This is a genomic window from Deinococcus apachensis DSM 19763, from assembly GCF_000381345.1.
GTDB lineage: Bacteria > Deinococcota > Deinococci > Deinococcales > Deinococcaceae > Deinococcus > Deinococcus apachensis.
Genome location: NZ_KB906433.1, coordinates 1 through 16,656, shown reverse-complemented (window position 1 = coordinate 16,656; position 16,656 = coordinate 1). Strand labels below are relative to the sequence as shown.

At 69.1% G+C, this 16,656-nt stretch carries 18 protein-coding genes, 1 rRNA gene and 1 pseudogene; 7 read left to right on the top strand and 13 right to left on the bottom strand.

Features of this window, described 5'->3' with window-relative positions; translation table 11 throughout:
• Positions 1 to 155, bottom strand: a 23S ribosomal RNA gene (locus tag F784_RS0121680); the annotation flags it as partial.
• Between the two features lie 223 nt (positions 156 to 378).
• Positions 379 to 846, bottom strand: coding sequence for an S-ribosylhomocysteine lyase (locus F784_RS0121675; RefSeq protein ID WP_019588801.1), 468 nt, complete (start codon positions 844 to 846; stop codon positions 379 to 381).
• Between the two features lie 73 nt (positions 847 to 919).
• On the opposite strand from F784_RS0121675, the gene lspA reads away from it, so the two are divergent.
• The gene (gene lspA, locus F784_RS0121670; protein ID WP_019588800.1) at positions 920 to 1,450 is read left to right on the top strand and encodes a signal peptidase II; all 531 of its coding nucleotides are present in this window, start codon (positions 920 to 922) and stop codon (positions 1,448 to 1,450) included.
• A gap of 68 nt (positions 1,451 to 1,518) precedes the next feature.
• Here lspA and rpmB read toward each other — a convergent pair whose 3' ends face one another.
• Positions 1,519 to 1,734: a 50S ribosomal protein L28 gene (gene rpmB, locus F784_RS0121665; protein ID WP_026332647.1), complete on the bottom strand. Its 216-nt coding sequence runs from the start codon at positions 1,732 to 1,734 to the stop codon at positions 1,519 to 1,521.
• A 189-nt stretch (positions 1,735 to 1,923) separates the two neighbouring features.
• A complete protein-coding gene (locus tag F784_RS0121660; protein ID WP_019588798.1) occupies positions 1,924 to 2,193 on the bottom strand; it encodes a GlsB/YeaQ/YmgE family stress response membrane protein in 270 nt (89 codons plus the stop codon).
• Positions 2,194 to 2,500: 307 nt separating this feature from the next.
• Here F784_RS0121660 and thrC point away from each other — a divergent pair, with 307 nt between their 5' ends.
• Together thrC and thrB are read left to right on the top strand one after the other, a co-directional pair.
• Entirely contained in the window at positions 2,501 to 3,538 is a 1,038-nt protein-coding gene (gene thrC, locus F784_RS0121655) for a threonine synthase (RefSeq protein WP_019588797.1), read from the top strand.
• Between the two features lie 103 nt (positions 3,539 to 3,641).
• The gene (gene thrB, locus F784_RS0121650; RefSeq protein WP_019588796.1) at positions 3,642 to 4,574 is read left to right on the top strand and encodes a homoserine kinase; all 933 of its coding nucleotides are present in this window, start codon (positions 3,642 to 3,644) and stop codon (positions 4,572 to 4,574) included.
• 55 nt (positions 4,575 to 4,629) lie between these two features.
• Here the strand turns inward: thrB and F784_RS0121645 are convergent, their stop codons facing one another.
• The 3 genes from F784_RS0121645 to F784_RS0121635 form a co-directional block, all read right to left on the bottom strand.
• Entirely contained in the window at positions 4,630 to 4,809 is a 180-nt protein-coding gene (locus F784_RS0121645; protein ID WP_245558013.1) for a hypothetical protein, read from the bottom strand.
• 135 nt (positions 4,810 to 4,944) lie between these two features.
• Complete coding sequence (locus F784_RS0121640) at positions 4,945 to 7,179, bottom strand: MMPL family transporter (protein ID WP_019588794.1); 2,235 nt, start codon at positions 7,177 to 7,179, stop codon at positions 4,945 to 4,947.
• Between the two features lie 274 nt (positions 7,180 to 7,453).
• A complete protein-coding gene (locus tag F784_RS0121635; RefSeq protein ID WP_019588793.1) occupies positions 7,454 to 8,224 on the bottom strand; it encodes an APH(3') family aminoglycoside O-phosphotransferase in 771 nt (256 codons plus the stop codon).
• A gap of 68 nt (positions 8,225 to 8,292) precedes the next feature.
• Between F784_RS0121635 and F784_RS0121630 the strand changes: the two genes are divergently transcribed.
• The 3 genes from F784_RS0121630 to F784_RS0121620 are packed head-to-tail and all read left to right on the top strand — an operon-like array spanning position 8,293 to position 10,380.
• Positions 8,293 to 9,183 (top strand): hypothetical protein, encoded by an 891-nt coding sequence (locus F784_RS0121630; protein WP_019588792.1) that lies wholly within the window; start codon positions 8,293 to 8,295, stop codon positions 9,181 to 9,183.
• Entirely contained in the window at positions 9,180 to 9,554 is a 375-nt protein-coding gene (locus F784_RS0121625; RefSeq protein ID WP_019588791.1) for a hypothetical protein, read from the top strand. Before F784_RS0121630 ends, F784_RS0121625 begins: the two co-directional genes overlap by 4 nt.
• Positions 9,555 to 9,558: 4 nt before the next feature.
• Positions 9,559 to 10,380 (top strand): CDP-alcohol phosphatidyltransferase family protein, encoded by an 822-nt coding sequence (locus tag F784_RS0121620; protein WP_019588790.1) that lies wholly within the window; start codon positions 9,559 to 9,561, stop codon positions 10,378 to 10,380.
• Here F784_RS0121620 and F784_RS0121615 read toward each other — a convergent pair.
• From F784_RS0121615 to F784_RS0121605, 3 genes are all read right to left on the bottom strand, one after another.
• Positions 10,359 to 11,033: a DUF2270 domain-containing protein gene (locus tag F784_RS0121615; RefSeq protein ID WP_019588789.1), complete on the bottom strand. Its 675-nt coding sequence runs from the start codon at positions 11,031 to 11,033 to the stop codon at positions 10,359 to 10,361. The genes F784_RS0121620 and F784_RS0121615 overlap by 22 nt on opposite strands.
• Before the next feature lie 101 nt (positions 11,034 to 11,134).
• Complete coding sequence (locus tag F784_RS0121610) at positions 11,135 to 12,322, bottom strand: low temperature requirement protein A (RefSeq protein ID WP_019588788.1); 1,188 nt, start codon at positions 12,320 to 12,322, stop codon at positions 11,135 to 11,137.
• A 60-nt stretch (positions 12,323 to 12,382) separates the two neighbouring features.
• Entirely contained in the window at positions 12,383 to 13,042 is a 660-nt protein-coding gene (locus tag F784_RS0121605) for an MBL fold metallo-hydrolase (protein ID WP_026332646.1), read from the bottom strand.
• Between the two features lie 241 nt (positions 13,043 to 13,283).
• Here F784_RS0121605 and F784_RS0121600 point away from each other — a divergent pair, with 241 nt between their 5' ends.
• Positions 13,284 to 14,516: an MFS transporter gene (locus F784_RS0121600; protein ID WP_019588786.1), complete on the top strand. Its 1,233-nt coding sequence runs from the start codon at positions 13,284 to 13,286 to the stop codon at positions 14,514 to 14,516.
• Between the two features lie 22 nt (positions 14,517 to 14,538).
• Here F784_RS0121600 and F784_RS0121595 read toward each other — a convergent pair whose 3' ends face one another.
• The 3 genes and pseudogenes from F784_RS0121595 to F784_RS27965 all read right to left on the bottom strand — a co-directional run.
• Positions 14,539 to 15,474: a DNA polymerase III subunit delta' gene (locus tag F784_RS0121595; protein ID WP_019588785.1), complete on the bottom strand. Its 936-nt coding sequence runs from the start codon at positions 15,472 to 15,474 to the stop codon at positions 14,539 to 14,541.
• Positions 15,475 to 15,554: 80 nt separating this feature from the next.
• Positions 15,555 to 16,307, bottom strand: a complete 753-nt coding sequence (locus F784_RS0121590; protein ID WP_019588784.1) for a metallophosphoesterase family protein — start codon at positions 16,305 to 16,307, stop codon at positions 15,555 to 15,557.
• 214 nt (positions 16,308 to 16,521) lie between these two features.
• Positions 16,522 to 16,656: pseudogene (locus F784_RS27965) on the bottom strand (transposase); the annotation flags it as partial.

The window sequence follows — 16,656 nt, the reverse complement described above, 5'->3', positions numbered from 1 at the left end:
CCCTTTCAGGAGTACCTCTTGCGAGGTGGGTTTCCCCATTCGGACACCCCCGAGTCAATGCCGCTCTCCGGCTCGTCGGGGCTTTTCGCAGGTAAGCGCGTCCTTCTTCGGCTCCAGTGCCTGGGCATCCACCGTGGACCCTTGCTATCTTGACCCTTCCTTCAACCCCTCCTCTACAGGAGGGTATTGTTACGCGTTTCTCGCACGTCCTTCGCTTGTCATGCTGCTCGCCTCAACCGAGGCTCAGAAAAGATACAGGCCACTCGCCAGGCTGTCAACCCCTGCCCCGGGGCGATTTCTTGGCTCCCTGGAACATCCTCCTTATCAGCAAGAAACACCCCAGCAAAAACGCCGGGGACCTAGGGAACCTCGGGGGCTTCAGCGCTCCAGCAAGATCGTCTCCTGCACCTTGAGGCCCTGGGACAGGGCTTCACGTGCGTGCTGGCGGGCGGCCTCCAAATCGTGGTCGCGGTAGTTGCCGCATTCCAGCTCGCTGACACCGGGAATGAGGCGGTCATGGGCCTCGGTGTCGCGCAGAGCAGCCTCGAAGGCGCGGAGGACGCCCTCCTCGTCCGGCTCGCCGATGACGGCCATATACATGCCTGTGCGGCAGCCCATCGGGGACACGTCCACCACGTTCTGAAGGTGGTCGCGCAGGTAACCGGCGAGGAGGTGTTCCAGGGTGTGGAGGGCCGCCGGTTCAATCGCGCCGCGGTTGGGTTGGAGCAGGCGCAGGTCGTACTTGCTGATGCTGTCGCCGCGCGGGGTGGTCTTGACGCCCGCCAGCCGGACGTAGGGGGCTTGGACCTTGGTGTGGTCGAGATCGAAGGATTCCACATTCGCCATGGCCTCATTGTCGGCTGGCGGGACGGGGACAATGTGACATGTCCCAGCTCGGCCGCTCCCTATACTGCGCGGCGTGCCCACCCTCCTCGAACGTCAGCGAACTTTCCCCGCCTGGGTGCCGCTGCTGATCGCCGCCCTGCTGGTCGCCGCCGATCAGGCCCTCAAGGCCTGGGCGCTGGCTCATCTGACGGAGGGCGCTGCGCCCATCCCCCTGATTCCGGGAGTACTGGATTGGGTACTGACCTTCAACACCGGGGCGGCCTGGAGCCTGTTCTCAGGGTCAGCCGTGCCGCTCGCCGTGGGGCGCCTGCTGGTCGGGCTGGGTATCCTGGTCTACGTAGTCGTGCGGCCCCAGAGCCGCTTTCTGACGGTCGTACTGAGCATGATCGCGGCGGGGGCCATCGGGAATACCATCGACGGCCTGCGTTTCGGCCGGGTCACGGACATGTTCCACGCGCCGCCCCTGAGCCTGATCACCCAGGCCCTGCGCGCGGGGAACTTCCCAATCTTTAACCTGGCGGACTCCTGCGTGGTGGTGGGCACCCTGCTGCTGCTGATCGCCAGCCTACGGGGTGAACGTGGGGCGAAAAGCCGGACTTCGTAAAGCCCGCCAGCATATAAAAGCGGGCGCCCCCATCTGGTCAGGACAGGGGCGCTCCCATTGTTCCGGCTTCAGATCAGGTTCTTGCGGCACTTGGTGCAGACGCGCATCCGCACGGAAACGCCGCCGCGGGTGACCGTCAGGGGCTGGAGGTTGGGCTTCTGGACCCGCTTGCTGATGCCCGTCACCTTGCGGCCGACGCCACCCTCGCGGCGGGCCTTGCCGCGGCGAATTACCGAATTGACCACGATGGGCCCCTTACCGCACACTTCGCACACTCTGGACATGTTCGCACTCCTTCTTGAGCCTGACCGGCAGTTCTACCGGGGGCGGTGACCACAGAGGGCCAGTGCCACGCCAGCGGGATCAGGCAAGCCTTCCAACTGTAGCACACGGGACTGGGGCGCAAGAGGGAGTGCCCACCACAGAAAAAGACCGAACTCCCGCTGGGGAATTCGGCCTCGAGAAGAACAGGGTCAGCGCAGAACGCGCAGGGCCTTAAGGATGGCGATCAGAATCACGCTGCCGACAATGCCCCAGATGATGCTCCAGAAGCTGAAGCCGTTGCCCGCCGCGTTGGCGCCGCCGATGCCCAGCAGGCTGCCGAAGAGCCACTGCGCCAGCAGCGCGCCCACGATGCCGATCAGGATGTTCGCCACCGCGCCCTGCTGGGCGTCGGTCTTCATGATCAGGCTTGCGAGCCAGCCGCACAGCGCACCCACCAGAATCAGGATGATCCAACTCATATTTTGACCTCCAGGACGTTGAGTTCCAACGACTTGCTCCTCGTTGTGATGGCACAATGAGACTCTGTGCCCTCGTCCAGTGTGTAGCCCATCACCTTTTCAAGGCAGAGCAAAGACGGGATGGATGTCCCGCTAATTCCCCTTAAGTTCCCGCTCTAGAAAAGGGCGGTGACGCCCTCATCTCTGACGGTGAGCTGACGGACAGTGGACCTGTCTTACCTCTGCCAAGCCCCGCGTGGAGTCGCCCGGTAGCATGGGCCGACTTGACCGTTCCGGGAGGTCCCGGGGCGGCACGGAGGAATCCCGCATGCCCGGACTGATCGAACGCTACCGCGAGTACCTGCCCGTCACCGACCGGACGCCTCCCCTGACCCTGCATGAGGGGAATACGCCCCTCATTCCGGCACCGAAGCTCAGCAAGCGCCTGGGCGTGGACCTGTACCTGAAGTACGAGGGGCTCAACCCCACTGGCAGCTTCAAGGACCGGGGCATGGTGATGGCGGTTGCCAAGGCAGTCGAGGATGGGGCGGACACGATCATCTGCGCGAGCACCGGGAATACCAGTGCCGCCGCCGCCGCTTACGCCGCCCGCGCCGGGTTGAAGTGCATCGTCCTGATTCCCGACGGGAACATCGCCCTAGGCAAGCTCGCGCAGGCGTTGGCATACGGGGCGAGGATCGTGGCGATCAACGGGAACTTCGACGCCGCGCTGAAACTCGTACGGCAGATCAGCGCCGAGCATCCCATCGCCCTCGTGAATTCGGTCAATCCCTACCGCCTCCAGGGGCAGAAGACGGGCGCCTTCGAGATCGTGGACGTGCTGGGCGGGGCACCGGACCTCCTCGCCATCCCGGTGGGCAACGCGGGGAACATCAGCGCGTACTGGATGGGCTTCCGGGAGTACCGGGAGGCCGGAAAGAGCGGCAACCTTCCCCGAATGTGGGGCTTCCAGGCCGAGGGGGCGGCCCCCTTCGTGCGGGACGCCATCGTGGACGAGCCGCAGACCCTCGCCACCGCCATCCGCATTGGGAACCCGGCGAGTGCGGACCTGGCCCGGGCCGCCGTGCGCGAGTCGGGGGGCCTCTTCGACATGGCCTCCGACGAGGAAATCATGCATGCCTACAACCTGGTGGCCGCCGAGGGCGTATTCTGCGAACCGGCGAGTGCCACCCCGATTGCGGGACTGCTGAAGTTGCATGCGGCCGGGAGGCTGGAGCCGGGCCAGACAGTCATCGCCGTGCTGACCGGCAACGGCCTGAAGGATCCTGACGCGGCGCTGCGCTCGGTCGAGGCCCCGCGGGCTGTCGAGGCGCACATGGAGCGGGTGCTGGAGAGCATTCTTTGAGAGGGCCGATGGCAGAAAGCAGAAGGCGGATGGCTGTCCGAAGCGTGGGCTTTTGCTGGCCCTTGGCCTTCCGCCTCCTGCCCCTGTCTCCCGGAGTCGCCCGATGACTCCCTTCACCGTCCGCGCCCCTGCGTCGAGCGCGAACCTCGGCCCCGGGTTCGACAGCCTGGGGCTGAGCGTGCCCCTCTACACCACGTTGAGGGTGACGTCACAGGAGGTGACCCAGGTCGTGCCGCTGGGGCCGGAGCTGGAGGGCACCCCTGCGGACGAGAGCAACTACGTGTACCGGGCAATGGAGCTGGCAGCCCGGCGGGCGCGTCGCCCCCTTCCCCCTGCCCTTATCGAGATCGAGACGGAGGTGCCGCTGGCCCGGGGACTCGGGAGCAGCGCCGCCGCCCTTGTGGCGGGGATCGTGGCGGGCAATGAGTTGTTGGGGCGCCCCTTGAGCCACGAGGAGGTGCTCGACGTGGCCGCACGGGAGGAGGGGCACCCGGACAACGTGGCCCCAGCCCTTTTCGGCGGCATCGTGGTCGCCACGCTCGACAAGCTGGGCACGCACTACGTCCGGCTGGACCCCCCGGCGAACTTGGGCGTGACGGTGCTGATCCCCGACTTCGAGCTGTCCACGAGCAAGGCGCGGGCCGTCCTCCCCAAGGAATACAGCCGGGCCGACGCCGTCCACGCCCTCTCGCACGCGGCGTTGCTGGCCGCCGCCCTCTCGCAGGGCCGCCTCGACCTGCTGCGGCACGCGATGCAGGATTACATCCACCAGATCTGGCGGGCGCCGCTCGTGCCCGGCCTGAGCGACATTCTGGAGGAGGCGCATCGGTACGGGGCCCTGGGCGCGGCGCTGAGCGGGGCGGGGCCGACCGTGCTGTGCTTCCACGACACGCGGGAGAGCACCGCTCGGCTGCACCGTTACCTGCACGGAGTGATGACCAAGAACGGGCTGACCGGGCGGGTGCTCGACCTGCCCATCGACACGCAGGGCACGGTGGTGGAGGCATACCGGCCCGGCTCCACCGTGGAGGACTGAAGGCCGGGAGGGCAAGCGAAAACCCCGCCGAAGCGGGGCGGAAGGGGCAAGGTCTTTAATCCGCGGCCTGGCCCGAAAGCAACTCGGCGTGCGGCTGGGCAGGAGAGGACAGGTAGGCAATGGAGCGCCACGGGATCGAGAGATCAGCGCCATCTACCGTGGCCTCGAAGGGCGTGACGGGAAGGACAGCCTGATTCAGCGTGCGGCCCAGCCGGTCCCGCTGGGAGCGGGTCATGGGAATGGTAATAACGTCGCCGTTGCAAAGGTGGAGATGGACGGTGAGCATTTTGCCTCCGGGAGAATTCCCCAGGGTCTGAAGGAACTCTTCATCATTGAACTCCTCCAGTCTGACGGCTATCTTTCCCACCCCTCAGTGTTCCACCCGGAGCCGCGGCATCCGGCGGCCCAACCACCCCGGCAGCCACCAATTCCAGCGCCCGGCAATTCTCAGGAACGCAGGCACCAGGACGAGCCGGACGAGCGTGGCGTCCAGGATCACCGCGACCGCCAGCCCCAGGCCAATGCTCTTGTTGGCAACGACGCGTCCTACGACGAAGGCGCAGAACACGATGAACATGATCAGGGCCGCTGACGTGATGATGCGGGCGGTGCGGCCCACGGCCAGAACCACCGCCTCGTCGTTGGGGTGACCGCGCAGCACCTCCTCCTGCACGCGGGAGAGCAGGAAGATCTCGTAATCCATGCTCAGGCCGAACAGCACCGCGAAGAGGATCAGGGGCAGGCTGGAGTCAAGCACGCCCACGTCGCGCGGAATGCCGAGCGGCCCAGCGAGGAAGCCCTCCTGCACGACGAGCGTGACAACCCCGTACGCCGCGCCAACCGTCAGCGCATTCATCATGATGCTCTTGAGGGGCACGAGCAGGCTGCGAAACGCGACCGTCAGCAGCAGGAAGGTCGCCCCGAAGACGGTGAGGACGGCGGCGGGCAGCGCGTCCGTGATCGCGTGGCTGAACTCGCGCTCGCCAACTGGGGCACCGCCCAGCAGGAAGCGGAAGCCGCTCCGCGTAAGGGTCTGCCGCAGTCTCGCCTCGAAAGAGTCGATCTGATCGGCACGCAAGTAGGTATCCGGCACGACGGTCACTCTCAGCAGGGTCCGGTCCCCGCTGAAGGAGCGGCGGGTGAGGAGGCTCAGGGTCCCCAGCGTGTCTGTCCCGCCCCCTCCAACATCCCCGGCCAAGTCAGCGGGGGTGAGGAAGGGGCTGACGACGGTTCGCACGCCGGGCAAGGAACGCAGGTCGTCCACCACCTGTTGAAAACGGGCGCGGTCCTCCGGGCCGTACCGCTCACCGCCCAAATCGAGAATCACCTCGAACTGGCTGAGGAGGCCGCCCGCCCCCAGGTCGCGCACATCGGCCAGGGCGTCGCGGCTCTCCACCCCGGGGGTGAGGCCCCAGGCGCCCGCGTACCCGGTCCTCATGTCCAGGGCGGGCAGGGCGAGCGCCAGCAGGAAGAGGGTGCTCAGGATCACCGCCAGCCAGGGCCGCGCCGTCACGCGCCGGGCGAAGGCGGTCCACGCCCCGGAGGCCCCCGCGGCCTGGCTCCAGGTCAGCCGCAGCGCGCGCGGGCTATTTACCCGCTCACCCAGCAGGGCCAGTAGGGCGGGCAGCGCGGTCACGCTGGCCAGCACGGTGAGGAGCACGGCGAGGACGCCCCCCAGCCCCATTGAGCGCACGAAGGCGATGGGTGGGAGGATCAGGGCGGCCATCGCTATGGCGACCGTCAGGCCACTGAACAGCACACTGCGCCCGGCGGTAAGGACCGTCCTGGCCGCCGCCGCCCGCGAGTTCCCGTCCCGCGCCAGCTCCTCGCGGAAGCGGTTGACCATCAGGAGGGCGTAGTCGATCCCCGCCCCCAGCCCCAGCATGGTGATCACGCTCTGGGCGAAGGTGGAGACCTCAGTCACGCGGGTCAGGCCGTACACGCCCGCCATCGCCACGGTGATGCTCAGCACGCCCACCGCCAGCGGCAGCCCGGTAGCGACGAGCGCCCCGAAGACGCCCAGCAGCACGAGCGCGGTGAGGGGCAGCGCGGCGAACTCACTGCGTTTGGTGTCCCCCTCGGCAAAGGCTGTGAAGTCGTCCGCGATGGCCTGCCCGCCCGTCACGCGCACGTCCAGCCGATTCCCCCCAGCCTCCCGCTCTGCCCGTTCGGCGTAGGCGCGCACCCGGGCCAGCGCCCCACTCGCCCCCTCCCGCAGCGGAATCTGCGCGACGGTCAGGGCCAGGGTGCCGTCTGGGCTAAGGGTGGGCACGGTCCCCTGCGCCTCCGCCCGCAGCACGCGCGTTACACCTGGAACCGACTCCAGACCCGTCACGAAACGGTCGTAGACGGCCCGGCCCTGGGTGGTGGAGAGGGGCGGCCTCAGACGCGCGACCAGCAGGGCTGTATTCGTGTCCCTCTCTCCGAAACGCTCGCGCAGCAGGGCCGTGACGCGGGTACTCTCCGCGTCCTTCAGTTCTCCAGGGTTGGCACTGAGATTTTTCGGGGCGAGCGAGGCCGGGTAGGCGCTGAGCAGCGCGAGCAGCGCCCACAGCAGCAGCACCAGCCAGGGCCGACGGGTCACGAGGAGCGACAGGGCACGCACGACGGGCAGTAGAGCATGGGGTGGGGCGGCGCCCGGTAGGCGAGACGGCAGTTGACCCAGGACTCTGTCCGCGGGGGCGGGAGGGGACGGGAACAACTGAGGTCGTTTCCAGGGAGAGGATTACCCGACCTTCTCCCCTTGCAGGAGAGGGTTGGCGCCCGGCGCCGGGAAGAGGAGCTACCCGGGCGGAATGACCTCTTCTCCACCTGCGAGTCCCTCAAGATGCGCGAATGCCCCCGGGGGAAGGGAAAGGAAGCCTGGCCCCCTTGTCAGGTCAGAACAACTCGTCCAGCAGCCGGTAATACGCCAGCTTGCCCTCATCCACAAACGCCCGCCCGTACAGGTCGAGGAAGAGCTCGGCGTGGTCCTGGTCGATGTTGCGAATGAGGCTACGGTACGTCAGGGCGAGGTCGGCGTGGCGGTCGGCCAGGCCCGCGCGCCCCACGTCGATGAAGCCCTCCACGTACTCGCCGTTCAGGATCAGGTTGGGGAGGCAGGGGTCGCCGTGGGTGACGACCACATCCTCCCGGGTGGGGCGAGTCCGCACCAACTCGTTCCAGACCTCAGCGGCGGTCCAGCCCTGCCGCTCGTCGTCGAAGTCGGCCTCGTCTACCAACCCCGCTTCGACCTGCTCGCGGGCCAGGCGCAGGGTGACGGGCAGGGTCATGTTGAAGGGGCACTCACGTACCGGCAGGGCGTGCAGTTCGCGCAACGCGCGGGCCAGGAGATCGGTGACGCGCTCCGGGTGGAGCAGGGCATCGGGGTCACTCATGGGGATGCCCGGCAGGCGGGTCATGGCGAGGTACTCGTGCGTTTCCGTCACCTCGTAGCCGACCACGGCGGGCACGGGCACCCGGCTCCGGAACCAGCGCAGCCGCTCGCGCTCCTGGAGGAGGGTGGTAACAGGCCGTCCACCGCGCTCCTGCACCTTCACCACGTACCGCTGACTGCGCCACACGCCCGCCCCGCTCTCGCCATGGGTGACGCTTTCCCAGCGGGCGGCGGGCAGCACGCGGCGCAGGGACTCGGGCAGGGTGGGGGTCATGCCCGGCAGGATAGGGGAAAGGGTGGCGTCTCCCTGTCCCGGGCCGCCGGGCCTATACACTGCGTGGAATGAAGGTCGGTCTGCTGGATGTGCTGGGCGCCCGTTACGGGCGGTACTGGGCGGCGTTTCTCAAGGAACTCGGGGTGGAGGTGGCGCAGCCCGCCCTCCCCGCCCACGAGGCGTGGGAGCTGGGCCAGGCGAGTCTGCCGGACGAACCCGTGCAGGTGCAGCTCGCGCTGGGGCGGGTGCTCGAACTGGGGCGGGTGGACGCAGTGCTGATCCTGCAGACAGCGCCCGTGCGCGATGACCCCTGGGGCGAGGCTCTGACGGAGCTGCTGCCCCGGCGCCTCAGCGGCCTGCCCCAGCTCATCGCCCTGCCCGACGGCGGGCCGGAGATGACGGCGGCGGCGCTGGAGCTGGGTCAACAATTGACCCGCAACCCGGGCCGGGTGCGGCTGGCCCTGGAGCGCGTCAAACCGCTGGCGGTGGGGGGACGCGAGGAGATGCCGACGCTCAGCCGCGGCTCACGCGTGACCGTTGCCGTGATCGGCCCACGGGCGTTGCTGGGCGACCCGGACCTGAGCGTGGGGCTGCGGGCAGCGCTGGAAGAGGTGGGCCTCCACGGCGTCTACTCGCCAGACCTGCCCGCCTCGCAGGTGGCGGCCCGGGGCGAGCGGATGGAGCGGGCGGAGACGGCTCCGGCCGGGGAAAGGGAACTCTTCGGCGCCCTGAGGCTGCTGGAGGGCAAGAGCGCCGTGCGGGGTGTCCTGCTCACCGCGCCCGCCCGCGACGCCGCGCACCGGCGGGTACTGGAGCGCCTGGCCCGGGGAACGCACAAGCCCGCGCTCGTGATCGACGTGGACGCCGGGCAGACCGAGTGGCCGGAGGTGACGGCCTTCCGCGACCGGGTGACGCTGGGGGCAGCCGCCCGCCCCGCTGCTGGCGAGGCGGACGCATGAGGTTCTGGCACTGGCTCGTCACGCCTGATCCCACGCCGGGTTTCACACGGCCCAAGCTCTTGCGGCTGCTGGTCCGGGTGCTGCTCTTCACCGTGCTTGCCACGGTGCTGTCGGCCGTGCTGCGGGCCTTCGGGCTGGGGCCGTACCTGGATACCTGGTGGGGCACCCTGATCTTCGTCCTGCTGCTGTATATCCCGCTGTTCCGCTTCCTGACGGTGGACTCCTTCGTGCCGGGGCGGGCCGTGCCGGGCCGCGCGGGCGGGGCGCCCCGGGACAAGAAGGGCCTGACGAGCGCCGAGCGCCGCAAGGAGCGCAACCGCTTCGCGGGCGTTCGCAAGGGTCCGCCGCGCGGCGGGGCCGGGCGACGGTAGCGGGGTGACGCACGGCAAGGCCCGCCCCGCCCGCGAGTGGGCCGCTGAAAGCCTCTTCCGGCCCATGGCACAGCGGCTGGTGCCGCCGCTCGCCCGCCGCCAGGTCAACCCCCTCCACGTGGTGCTGACGCACACGGCGCTGGGCGTGTTCACCGGCGTCCTGCTGCGGCGCGGGCACCGGGTGACCCCCGCCCTGCTCCTCCAGGTCAAGACCCTGCTCGACAACCTCGACGGGCAGCTCGCTCGCGCGACCGGGCAGACGACCGAGACGGGCCGCTACCTCGACTCGGAGGGGGACGTGATCGTCAACGCCGCTGTCCTTGTCGGGTTGGCGGGGCGCTGGGGCCTTCCCCTCACCCTGCTGCAAAGCCTGATCCTGAGTGTGGATTACCTGTGGGAACGGGACCACCGGGCGGCCCGGGGCGAGGTCTTCCGCGACCCTCCCGCCCAGGCCGGGGACGATCCCCGCGTCCTCGCGGCCCTGAAGCTCGCCTACGCCCTGTACTTCACGCCGCAGGAGCGGGTGCTGGGCGCACTCTTTGAGCGTCGGCTGTGGGCCGCGGCTGGAGGAGAACCGACCCCCGCCGACCGCCTCGCCTACACGCCCCGCTCCATCAACCAGGTTGCGGTGAACCTCGGCCTGAGCACTCAACTGCTCGCCTTGGGCGTCTGCCTGGTCTTGAAACGGCCCCGTCTGTACCTCTGGAGCCTGCCCGGACAGGCCCTGCTGCTGGTGGGCGTGCAGCTCTGGCGGGAGGAGCAGGTGCGAAGAGGCCAGCAGGACGTGCGCCCACCCCTCCCCTCTTACCCTTCCTCCAACGGGTAGGTGCGGGCGGCGCGGATGGCGAGGCCGATCAGGAAGCCGTAGAACACGAACACGCCCAGAAAGACCAGCCAGCCGGGAAAGCTGCCGATATCGGCCAGCGACAGGGCGTCGGGAAATTCCAGCACCCAGCCCTTGGGCTGGTCCATATCCAGCTTGGCGAACCATCCCAGCAGCACCCCCGCGTAGATCCACAGGTAGTTGCGGTTCAGCCGCCACCCCAGGGCGTCCAGCCTGCTCATCGGGCTACGCGGCTTGCTCAGTTCCGCCAGCAGGAGTTGGTGCCAGCCGGGGTCCACCCGGTCCCCCAGCATGGCGGGGAAAAAGAAGCGCTCCATGATGCGGACGCGGTGGTGGGCGATCTCGTAGATGCGGAAACGCCGGGCCTCCAGCCGCAGGAAGAAGTAGTTCATGAACATGGCGAAGAGGAAGGTGGCGTGGCTGTTGTTGGGGCTTCCCAGGGCGAACGAGGCCAGGCCCGCCGTCGTCACCACCGACCAGTTGGTCGTCATGTCCAGGCGCTGGCGGTAGGCGGTCATCTTGCCCACCTCGGCGCGGTAGAGGTGGATCAGCGCGTTCGCCGTGTTCGTGCTGTAGCTGAGATCGGTCAGGGCACCGTCGAGCGCAGTACCCAGCGCACCCTTTACGCCGGGCATGGGCGGAGGAGAGGGGCGGAGAAGTCGCGGTGGAGAGCCATGGCTACAGCGTAAACCCGGCGGTGGACGGAAAGGTGGACGGAGGACCCATACAGGTGGGCTCAATGCACGTCGGACCGCCCCGCGTTCGCACTACCGAACCAGGCGCGCAACCCCACCACCATGTGGACGACGTGCAGGGCGATCAGGCCCAGCACCAGGCCGGACACGGTGTGGAGCACAAGGGGCAGGGCCAGCGCGGCCCCCGCCGTCAGCAGCCGCAGGGGGACGATCTGCCCCAGGCGGACAAGCGGGGGATCGTCGGGTTCGAGGGTGAATTCCAGCCCGGCGCAGGCGGCATAGTACAGGGCGAAGCCCCCGGCCAGCAGCCAGCGCACGCCCGGCTGCACGTCCGCCTGGACCGCAACCGCGTGCTGCACCATCGCCCCGACCAGCGTGATGCCGATCACCAGCGGCAGGTGCAGGTACGACCAGGCGAAAAAGCGCCAGCGGTCCTGTGAGTCGGGCTCGCGGCGGCCGATGAAGTCGAAGTACACCCACCACAGTCCGAAGCCGAGCAGAAAGCCCAGCACGAAGCGCAGCAGCGTCACGGCGTCCGCCCGCTCCACGTCGGCCAGCCCGTTCACGACCCCCACCAGGCTCTCGCCCAGCACAATGATCACGAACAGCCCGAAGCGTTCGGGCAACTTGCGCGCCGAGGCGGGAAAGGCCCGGCGCTGATCGGCCAGCGTCAGCAGCGGCGTGAACAGGTCGATCAGGAGGCCCGCCCCCTTGAGGGCCAGCGCCTCCGGGCCGGTGAGAAAGGCCGCGATGCCCCACAGCCCCACCGAGACACTGAAGTTCCGCACGTACAGGTCGGTGACGGGCCGCGCCTGCGGGTTGTGCCGCCCCGCCCGCCACCACATCAGCACGATCAGCAGCCGCGCCGACGCATACGAGAGCGCGAAGCCAGTGGCGGTCTTCCCCAACCCATACTCGGCATTCGCGGCCATCACGGCGACCACCAGCATTTGAAAAAAGGTGAGCACCCGGAAGCTCAGGTCGTAGGTTTCGAAGCGCTCGTTGTAGTACGCGATGCTCAACCACACCCACCACACCGGCACGAACAGCAGCAGGAATTCCCCAAAGCTGCGCGGGTCCGGGTGCTCGGCGAGGTGGTGTGCCAGCCGCGAGATCACCACCACGAACACCAGGTCGTAGAACAGTTCCAGCCAGGTCACCCGCCGGGCCTGATCCCCCGGCTCGTGGACCCTGGGCGCGTGCCACCAGAGGCGGTAATTCCGCAACATGCCCGACCTTAACGCACCCGCCCACCGGGCTGCCTCCTGGCCGAATGGGGAGGGCCGGGGTCAGCGCAGGAAGGGATTCGTGCGTCGCTCGGCCCCGACGGTGGTGGCCGGGCCGTGGCCGGGGTAGACGGCAGTCTCGTCCGGCAACCTCAACAACTCCCGCTCGATCCCCGCGATGAGCTGCGGGTGGCTCCCGCCCGGTAAGTCGGTGCGCCCAATGCTCCCCTGGAAGAGGGTATCCCCCGCCACGACAAAGCCCGGTGCCTCCCCAGTTTGGGCGACGAACACCACATGCCCCGGCGCGTGGCCCGGCAGTTCCCGCGCCGTCAGGGTGAGGTCCCCCGCCGTAAAGGTCTGCCCCTGCGTGATCTCGTGCTCAGGAGCCTCCGGCTGGACGAAGGGCAAGTTCCAGCGGGCCGCCGACGCTGCGCCCATCCGGTAGAGCGGCAGGTCGGCGGGGTGGAGGGACACCGGCACGCCCAGCGCCTCCCGCACGGGCTGCACCGCCCCGATGTGGTCGAAATGCGCGTGCGTGAGCAGGATGCCCCGCACCGTCACCCCCGCGTCTCGCACGAGCGCCAGCACCCGTTCCGCCTCGTCGCCGGGGTCGAAGAGAAAGCCCTCGCCGCCTTGCCCCGCCACCAGCACCGCATTCTCCTGAAGCGGCCCGGTGGGGAGGGTCCACACCCGCACGGCGCCGTGTTGTCTCGCCCTCGTCATGGGGAGGAGTGTAGGCCGGTGGTGGGCCGCGTGTGAGTAGGCCATCTCGCGCATGGGAGCGGGGGCCAAAGGCGTTAGGGTGGGTCATCCCGTTTCGGGGTGATGCGCCATGCCACAAGACCAGCAGCGATAGGACAACTTACGCCTCCTCGGACGGCCCCGCTCCAAGCGGCCGAACGAGGGTGTGTTCCTCGTTGCCGTGCGGATTCCCCATGTGGGCACGGACTCTCCCCGGAGCTGCATGTCTCTGAAACTTCCGGCCCCTGTGGCCTTTTTCCTGCAAGAAGCCCTCTCCTCCCTCGCCTTCGCCCTGGCCTTTACCGTGCAGGCACTCTACTTCGTGGGGACGCTGCACCTCTCCCCCGTCCAGCTCGTGTTGATCGGTACCGTGCTCGAATGCTCGGCCTTCGTGCTGGAGGTTCCCACGGGTGTGCTCGCCGACGTGTACAGCCGCCGCCTCTCGGTCGTCCTGGGCTTCGCCTTCCTGGGGCTGGGCCTGCTCGTCCTGGTGCTGGGCGGCACGTGGGGCTGGGCGCTCGCGGCGCAGGTGGTCTCCGCGCTGGGGTACACGTGCCTGAGTGGTGCCCAGAGCGCCTGGCTCACCGATGAGGTCGGCGAGGCGCGCGTAGGCGAGATCTTGGTGCGCGGCTCCCAGTTCGGGCGGCTGGGGAGCCTCGCTGGGCTCGGGCTCGCCGCCTGGCTGGGCAGCCTGAATCCCGCCTGGTCCATCGCCCTGGGGGGCGGGGTGCTCCTTACGCTGGCCCTCCTGCTCGCGCTCGTCATGCCCGAGACGGCCTTCCAGCGGCATGCCCCGGAGAGTCCCCTCGGGCGGGGGATGGGGGGCACCTTTCTAGGAGGCGTGCGAACGGTTCGCACCCGGCCCGTGCTGCTCGCCCTCGTCGGGGTAGCGGTGCTGTACGGCGCCTCCACCGAGGCCCTCGACCGACTGTGGGAGTTCCACCTCCTGCGCAGCTTCTCCTGGCCGGGGTGGCCGGACCTCAAACCTGCCGTGTGGTTCAGCCTGATCGGGGCGGCGGGCACGCTGCTCGGCCTCGTGCTGACAGAGGCGGTGCGGCGGCGCCTGGACACGCGGGACGGGGCGCACCTCCGGCGCTCGCTGGTGTGGACCGGGGGGCTGGGCACCGTGGCCGCGCTGGGCTTCGCGCTTGCCGGGCAGTTCGGGTGGGCGCTGGCGGCCTTCCTCGCCTTTGGGGTACTGCGCGGCCTCTACGCGCCGCTCTACGAGGCCTATCTCAACCAGGGGCTGGAGCCGCGCACGCGGGCGACCGTCCTCTCCATCGCCTCCCAGGCCGACGCCCTGGGACAGGTCGCGGGCGGGCCGGGTGTGGGGCTCGTGGGCAATCTGCTCGGCGTGCGCGCGGCGCTGGGCATCTCGGCCCTGCTCCGCCTGCCGGTGCTGCTCGTGCTCGGGTGGCTGGGACGGCGAGCGGAAGTGGCGGCGCCCGCCGACTGATAGGCGGGACACGAGAGGATTCTTACCCCTCCCCCAGCGCCTCCCGCAGGTTGAGGGCGAAGACCTGGAAGCTCAGGCTGGGGCTGGCGTAGGCCTCCAGCGCCGTTTGCAGGGCCTCCAGGGCGGCGTCCGCGCGGGCGCGCTCGTGGGCGGAGAGGGTGCGCCAGGTGAAGCGCAACGCCTCGGGGTGCCAGTCGGCATTCCAGCGCTTCTCCAGCCGCTCGGCAGCCTCCAGGGCGGACAGCAGGCCGGTATTCAGCGCATGGGTGAATTCGGCGGCGTCGGTCAGGGTGCCGCGCACGGCCTCCCGGTCGGCCAGCACCCCGGCCCGCCCGGCGGCGAAGGCAACGAGTTCCGCATCTGGCGTTTCGCCCGCCCGGGTCAGGGTGCGCTCAATGGCGCGGTCGGGGGCGGGCGTGACGCTCAGGCGGACGCTGCGGCTCACGATGGTGGGAATGACGGCGCGCACATCCTCAGAGAGGAAGACGAACAGCGCCCGGTGCGGCGGTTCCTCGACGAGCTTCAGGAGGGCGTTCGCCGCCTCCGCCCCGAGGTGCTCGGCCCCATCCACGATCACCACGCGGCGGCGGAAGGTGGGCCGGACCTCCAGGAACTCGAACACGTGCGTCTCGTACTCGCGGCCCTTGTCGCGGGCCTCCAGGATCGCGCCGATGGGGATGACCTTGCGCCGTGCGGCCTTGCCGGTCGAGGTGGTGGCGCGGGGCTCGACGACCAGGAGGTCGGGGTGGGCGCCCGCCGCGAAGGCCCGGCAGGAGGGGCATACTCCACACGCCTCGCCGTACATGCCGCGCGTGCCCGAGCAGTTGTGCTGGGCGGTGACTGCCAGAGCCACGTCGCGCTTGCCCACCCTAGCCGGGCCGGTGAGCAGCAGGGCATTGCCCCGGAAGTCGCCCGTCTGTTCGAGCAGCGGGCCGTGAAGGAGAGCAGTGGAAGTCATAACAGGGAGGGGCTGGGGGCAGTGGGAGGGTGTCAGGGTCGGAAGTACCCGCTCAGGCCCCCTTTGCTCCAGGCTACACCCTACTTCCCAATCGCCAGCCGCGCTGCGAGCACCGGGGGCAGCCCGGCTGCCATCGCCGCCTCCTGCGCCCGCCCGACGTCGTAAGCTACCCGGAAGACCTCGAAGTGGCCGCGTGTGCTGTCAAAGAGGGCGTAGCTGGCCTGCGGGTTGCCGTCGCGGGGCTGCCCGACGCTGCCGGGATTCAGGATCACCCGGGCGCCCGGCGGCACGAGGTAACTCCCGCCCTGCGGGAAGGCCTGGTGCTTGATCCACTCCCCGACCGGGGCGTTGAGGGTCGCGTACACGGCGGGCAGGTGCGTGTGCCCCACGAAGCCCAGACGGCCGCCCCAGCGTGTGAAGGCGTCGCGGGCAGCAGTGACGGAGTCGGTGTAGGTGTCCAGGCTGACGGGGGTGCCGTGGCGGTAGCGAGCGCCCACCTCGGGCGAGTCCAGGCCATCGGGCCAGGCGCGCACCCACTTCAGGTCCCGCTCGGAGAGCTGGAGCTGCTGCCAGGCGAGCGCGTCGGCGACCACTCCGCCCACCCGGACCCGCTGACCGTCCACGGCGTCCAGCAGCATCTGCTCGTGGTTGCCCAGCAGGCACACGGCGTCCAGCTCGCGCAGCGTGTTCAGCACCTGCCGGGGGTGGGGGCCGTAACCCAGGGCGTCGCCGAGGTGGACCACCTCGTCGTAGGGCCGGGACCCGGCGTCGGCCAACACGGCTTCCAGCGCCGTCTGGTTCGCGTGAATGTCGGACAGCAGCAGGAGCCGCACCCCGACATGATAACGGCCTCTTTCCAACGGTGGACGCCGAGGCCACGTGTGCCAGGTGAACGTTAGGGCCGTCAAGTTTGGTCTGTCGGTTTTTTGGGGTAGAGACGGCTGAGCTTGGAGCGTGCCGTCTCCGAGGTGAAGGCCCAGTCGATGGGTCGGCCCCGCTCGTTGCGCAGCTTCCCGTACACCCCGACCACGCGCTCCAACTCTTCGCTCGTCCCGATGCGGTGATCAAGGGCCTGACGGGTCAACGCCGCAAACTCAAGCTCAATGGCGTTGAGCCAACTGCCGTGCTTGGGGGTGAAGTGCAACTCCAACTTCCGGGCCACGCGACGCGCTTCTGTCGGTT